Source organism: Oribacterium sp. (assembly GCF_057249185.1).
In genome coordinates this window covers 1-6,019 of sequence record NZ_DBHIGR010000143.1, presented here as the reverse complement: position 1 = coordinate 6,019, position 6,019 = coordinate 1, and the positions used below count along the sequence as shown (strand labels likewise).

Sequence of the window (6,019 nt, the reverse complement as noted above, 5' to 3'; positions counted from 1 at the left end):
CTGAATCGCTTTGCAGGACAGGATGGCAAGCTCTGCATGAAAGTTCTTGATAAATTGGGAGGTGAACTCCCCCACAATCGAAAGACTCTTGTGCTTCAGAACGCCCGGACAAAGAAAGCAGGTCAGGTTTTGCGCATGGGATAATTCGTTGGCAATATTGATGCCATTGGTGATGATGGTAAGGTGCTGCTTTGTCTTTAAAATAGGAGCCAGCTGACAAACGGTGGAAGAAGAGTCCAAGAAGATTACCATACCGTCTTTGATTAGCGGCTCCATTTTTCTTGCAATGATTTGTTTTTTATCCAAATTTTCTATTTGTCGCATACTGATAGGGCTTTCTTTCGCAGACTTTACCACCAAAGAAACATAGCCGTGGGAACGCTTCAGTATGCCATCTTCTTCCAGAGACATCAGGTCTCTTCGAATCGTAGAACGGGAAGCATAAAGCTTCTTACATAGGTAATTGATACTGGCAAAGCCGTTATGCTGGTTTAGGCTTTCAACAATTTCTCTTTTTCTTTCATTAATCCCCATTTATTTCTCCTTATTTTTCATGAACAAAAATGTTCAATCTTGGACAGTATAGCACAGAAATAGGAAATATTTCCAACAAAATGTTCAAACATACAATTATTTTATGAAATATGCTATATTCTGGATATTAAAAAATGACTTGAAAAATCATTCATAAGGAGTAGCGGAGAAGGGCTTACTCCTAAGCATTTATAGGATATAGGGCTATTATTTGGAGATAGGATTATGAAAAAGGTTTTGGCGTTTGATATGGGTGCTACATCCATCAGAGGTATTTTAGGCTATATAGAAGATGGTAAGTTTTGCACCAAAGAAGTCATGCGAATGGCTCATAAGATTCAAAAAAGGGACGGAAGACTCTACTGGGATTGGGAAAGTCTTGCCGGAAAGATTGAGGAGACCATCTTGGAAAATCCGGATGTATCCTGTATCGGGATTGACACTTGGGGCGTGGATTTTGGTCTCATCGACAAGGAGGGGAATCTGCTGCAAGCGCCCCACTGCTACAGAGATGAAAAGTTTTCCGAGGGCAGAGATGAGGCCAAGGCCCTCATGGAGGAATTTGAGCTTTTCCAAAACAGCGGAAATCAGATTATGACCATCAATACCGTCTATCAGCTACTGGCCTTAAAGAAGTTTGAGCCGGAGGTTTATGAGAAAGCGGATAAGCTCTTAATGATTCCGGATCTGCTTTTCTACCTTTTGACAGGAGAAAAGATTGGAGAGGAAAGCATTTGGTCTACAACAGGTTTATACGATTTATCCAAAAAGGCAGTTTCCGACCATCTATTTTCCAAACTTCAATTAAAGAAGGAGTTGGTTCCCCAAATTGTTCGAGCGGGAGAATGGAAGGGAAATACCAAAAATGCAAGGCTGGAAAGGCTTAGAAGCTTATCCATAGACGTGATTCCGGTTTGCGGACATGATACAGCCAGCGCCCTTTTGATGACGGAAAGGGATGCAGAGAATCAGTCTTTGTTCCTAAGCTGCGGTACCTGGTCCTTAATCGGAACTTCTGTAGAGAAGGCATTGGTCAGTAAAGAAGCCTATGAGAGGAATCTTACCAATGAGCTGAGTTACCGGTCGGAAACGCTTTTCTTTAAAAATATCACAGGACTTTATCTGTTAGAAAAGTATAAGGAGGAGTTGGAAGGAAGACTGGGAAGAAAGATTGCTTTTTCTGAGATTACAGCCTTCGTGCAAAAAGATACAGAGCCCGAAAGTCTACTGGACATGGACGCAGAAGTTTTTGGAAGAGAAGGCATAAAGGTAAAGCAAGAAATTGATGCTTATCTTCTAGCCAAGGGTGGGGAGCCTCCTAAGGATGACTTTTCCTACTTTACTCTGATTTATGCCAGCATGGTGGAAAAATACAGAGAAGTGAAAGAGGATATAGAGCGCATTTTAGGAAAGAGCTTCTCCAAACTTCAGATGATTGGAGGAGGGGCAAGGTCAGAGTATCTGGCGGAAAAGATAGCCAAGAACTTAAAGCTAAAGGTCAAGGCAGGCCCTTATGAAAGTTCCGCCCTGGGAAATATTCTCCTACTTTTACAAAAAGAAGGGGAGATAGGAAGTTTAGAAGAGGGAAGAAGGCTGATTTACGAGGCATCGGAAATTCGGGAGTATTCTTTCTGACAAGAGAATCTAAGGTCATAGAGTGTTTTAACTATAAAGGAGGCAATATGAATCATCCAAGAATCGGCATTAGACCCACCATTGACGGAAGATGGGGTGGCGTAAGAGAGTCTTTAGAAGAACAAACCATGAACATGGCGAAGAGAGCTGCACAGCTTATCTCTGATAATCTTCGTTATCCTGACGGAGAGCCTGTGGAGGTAGTGATTTCTCCCACAACCATCGGCGGTGGTGGAGAGGCCGCTATCTGCGAAGAGTATTTTTCCAAGGAAAATGTAGTGGGAACCCTGACGGTTACTCCCTGCTGGTGCTACGGAACAGAGACTATGGACTTAAATCCCAATACCATTAAGGCGGTTTGGGGCTTTAACGGAACAGAAAGACCGGGAGCCGTATATCTGGCAGCAGTTATGGCGGCTTATGCACAAAGAGGTCTTCCTGCCTTTTCCATCTATGGAACCGAAGTGCAGGACAAGGACGAAACCAGCATTACCGAAGATGTGCAGAAGAAGATTTTGGATTTTGCCAGAGCTGCGGTTGCCGTAGGCATTATGAAGAATAAATCCTATGTAAACATCGGTGCGGTATCCATGGGTATCGCAGGTAGTGTGGTAAATGTAGACTTCCTGCAAAAGTATTTGGGCATGAGAACAGAATGGGTAGATATGACAGAGGTTCTTCGCAGAATCAATCTGGAAATCTATGACCATGAAGAATATGAGAAGGCATTGGCTTGGGTAAAGGAATACTGTAAGGAAGGTATGGACATCAATGCCGGAAAGAATTTCCCCGAAGTTATCACCAAGTCCAGATTTATTCCGGATGACAAGCAGTGGGAGTTCTGTGTAAAGCATGTGCTGATTGTCAGAGATATTCTCTACGGAAATCCAAAGTTAAGTGCCCTTGGCTGGCATGAAGAGGCTCTGGGAAGAAATGCTATTGCAGGCGGATTCCAGGGACAGAGAATGTGGACAGACTGGCTTCCCAATGCGGACTTTACCGAGGCAATCATGGCCTCCGGCTTTAACTGGAACGGAAAGAAGATGCCCACTCCCTTTGCCACAGAGAACGATACCTTAAACGGTGTGGCAATGATGTTTGGATGGCTTTCCACAGGAAAGGCTCCCATCTTCTCCGATGTAAGAACCTACTGGTCTCCGGATGCGGTAAAGAGAGTCAGCGGTAAGGAGCTTAGCGGCTACGCAAAGAATGGAATTATCCACCTGATTAACTCCGGGGCAAGCTGCTTGGATGCCAGTGCGGCGGCAAAGGATGCAAACGGAAAGGGCACCATGAAGGAATGGTGGAATCTTACCGAAGAAGATATCAAGGCTTGTTGCGAAGCTACCGATTGGTGCAGAGCGGACTACGAGTATTTTAGAGGCGGTGGATTCTCCTCCCACTTTAAGACAGCGGCAGAGATGCCTGTAACCATGATTCGTGTGAACATGGTAGAAGGCGTTGGCCCAACCTTACAGGTGATTGAAGGACATACCTGTGTACTGGAGGATGAAGTTCATAAGATTTTGGATGAGAGAACCAGTAAGACCTGGCCAACCACCTGGTTTGCCCCAAAGATTGGGGTTGGAGCGGCAGATTCCGTATATAACGTAATGGCAAGATGGGGCGCAAACCATGGTGCTACCGTAGAAGGTCATGTGGGAGACAGACTTTTGACCTTAGCTTCCATGCTGAGAATACCTGTAGCCTTCCATAATGTGGAAGAGGGAAGAATCTTCAGACCTCACTCCTTCAACGGCTTCGGTACAGCGGATTTAGAGGGACAGGATTATAGAGCCTGCGCTTACTACGGACCTTTGTATAAGTAGGAAAATGCTGAAGGCTCCCCGTATAGGGGAGCCGGGGCTTAAAAATCATAGAAGTTTTCTTCTATTGGCAAGAAAATGGTGGATAAAACTTCTTAGAGAATTGGTAAGAAAAGAGGAAGACTTATGTTAATGGAAAAGGAAAGACTGCTTCTTATTGAGTACGGAAAGAAATTGGTAGAAGCGGGACTTACCAAGGGAACAGGGGGGAACCTTAGTATTTTTGACAGAGCTACAGGAAATGTAGCCATCACCCCCTCCGGAATCGATTTTTTCGAGATTCAGCCTGAGGACATTGTTATCATTGACCTGGATGGGAATACGGTAGAGGGAAAGAGAGTTCCTTCCTCCGAGTGGGCCATGCACATCATGCCTTATAAGTACAGAGATGATATTGATGCGGTGATTCATGCCCACACCATGTACGCAACCGTGCTGGCTTGTTTAAGAGAGGATTTGCCGGCAACCCACTACATGATTGCTGTGGCAGGAGAAACAGTTCGGGTGGCAAAGTATGCTACTTACGGCAGTAAGGAGCTTGCGGAAAATGCCTTTGAAGCCATGAAGGATAGAAAGGCGGTTATCCTTGCCAATCACGGAATTCTGGCAGGAGCTAAAGACTTACTCAACGCCTTTAATATCATTGAAGAGATTGAGTACTGCTCGGAGGTGTATACCAAGGCTAAGGCGATTGGAGAACCGGTGATTCTACCCCATGAGGAAATGACCCTCATGGCTGAAAAATTCAAGTCCTACGGGCAGAGAGTGAGCACGAAAAAAGACTAAGGAGGAGATTTTATGGAAGCTTTGTTATCAATGAAAAATATCAAAAAATCTTTCTCCGGAGTTGCAGCACTTAAGAATGCCGAGTTGGAATTAAATAAGGGAGAGGTAGTAGCTCTGATGGGGGAAAATGGAGCAGGAAAATCCACCCTCATGAAGATATTAACAGGAATCTATTCCAAGGACGAGGGAAGCATTCACTTTGAAGGAAAAGAAGTGGAATATAAATCCGTTTCCGAGTCGGAAGCAGCAGGAATCGCTATTGTCCATCAGGAATTGAATATGATGAATGATTTGACGGTGGCACAAAATCTTTTCATCGGTCAGGAACGAATGAGCGGCTTCTTTATCGATGATAAGAAGATGGAAAGAGATGCGGAAGAGCTTTTTAAAAAGCTGAATGTACACATTAAGCCAAGTGCAAAAATCGGAGAACTTACCGTAGGAAAGCAGCAGATGGTAGAAATTGCCAAAGCGATTTCTACACAGGCCAAGGTCATTGTTTTCGATGAACCTACCGCAGCATTAAGTACCTCCGAGATTGAAGAGCTTTTCAAGGTTATTCGGGATTTACGGGAAAAGGGAACCGGCATCATTTACATCTCCCATAGAATGGATGAGATCAATGTCATCTCCGACAAAGTAACGGTTATGCGAGACGGAGAGTATGTGGGAAGCCTGGTAACCAAGGAATGCACCAAGGACGATATCATCAAAATGATGGTAGGAAGAACCGTCTTTATGGATCCAAAGACTGAGTCGGCGGTGAAGGAAGGGGCGGAAGTAGTCCTAAAATGTGAGCATTTAAGCCGTGGTAAGGCCGTAAAAGATGTTTCCTTCGAGCTCCATAAGGGAGAAATCCTGGGATTCTCAGGACTGATGGGTGCAGGACGAACAGAGGTGGCAAGACTTTTGTTCGGTGCGGATAAGAGAGATTCCGGAAAAATTTATATTCACGGTAAGGAAGTGGATATTCAGAGCACAGAGGATGCGGTAAAGGCAGGAATCGGCTATCTGTCCGAGGATAGAAAGAGATACGGACTGTTGGTGGATAAGACCGTTGAGGAAAATACCTGTCTGGCTTCTCTGGAAAAGTTCCAAAAGGGCTTCTTCATTGATGAGAAGAAGTGTAAGGAACGAAGTGAAAAGTACGTGGAAGAATTGAGAACCAAGACGCCGAGTGTTAGCCAAATCATCAAAAAGTTATCCGGCGGAAATCAGCAAAAGGTGGTTATTGCCAA

At 44.5% G+C, this 6,019-nt stretch carries 5 protein-coding genes; 4 read left to right on the top strand and 1 reads right to left on the bottom strand.

The window, feature by feature from the left end; translation table 11 throughout:
* The coding region (locus ACO4PX_RS08060; protein WP_485572220.1) for a DeoR/GlpR family DNA-binding transcription regulator at positions 1-534 on the bottom strand (534 nt) is incomplete at its 3' end.
* 225 nt (positions 535-759) lie between these two features.
* On the opposite strand from ACO4PX_RS08060, the gene ACO4PX_RS08055 reads away from it, so the two are divergent.
* From ACO4PX_RS08055 to ACO4PX_RS08040, 4 genes are all read left to right on the top strand, one after another.
* Positions 760-2,169 (top strand): rhamnulokinase, encoded by a 1,410-nt coding sequence (locus tag ACO4PX_RS08055; protein WP_485559318.1) that lies wholly within the window; start codon positions 760-762, stop codon positions 2,167-2,169.
* 47 nt (positions 2,170-2,216) lie between these two features.
* Positions 2,217-3,998 (top strand): L-fucose isomerase, encoded by a 1,782-nt coding sequence (locus tag ACO4PX_RS08050; protein ID WP_304071199.1) that lies wholly within the window; start codon positions 2,217-2,219, stop codon positions 3,996-3,998.
* Positions 3,999-4,121: 123 nt separating this feature from the next.
* Positions 4,122-4,781, top strand: a complete 660-nt coding sequence (locus ACO4PX_RS08045; RefSeq protein ID WP_485530547.1) for an L-fuculose-phosphate aldolase — start codon at positions 4,122-4,124, stop codon at positions 4,779-4,781.
* A 12-nt stretch (positions 4,782-4,793) separates the two neighbouring features.
* Positions 4,794-6,019 (top strand): sugar ABC transporter ATP-binding protein (locus tag ACO4PX_RS08040; protein WP_485572219.1); only part of this gene is annotated, 1,226 nt, incomplete at its 3' end.

Coding starts and splice junctions, on each gene's coding strand:
- ACO4PX_RS08055 (WP_485559318.1), top strand. CDS start 760: ATGAAAAAGGTTTTGGCGTTTGATATGGGTGCTACATCCATCAGAGGT.
- ACO4PX_RS08050 (WP_304071199.1), top strand. CDS start 2,217: ATGAATCATCCAAGAATCGGCATTAGACCCACCATTGACGGAAGATGG.
- ACO4PX_RS08045 (WP_485530547.1), top strand. CDS start 4,122: ATGTTAATGGAAAAGGAAAGACTGCTTCTTATTGAGTACGGAAAGAAA.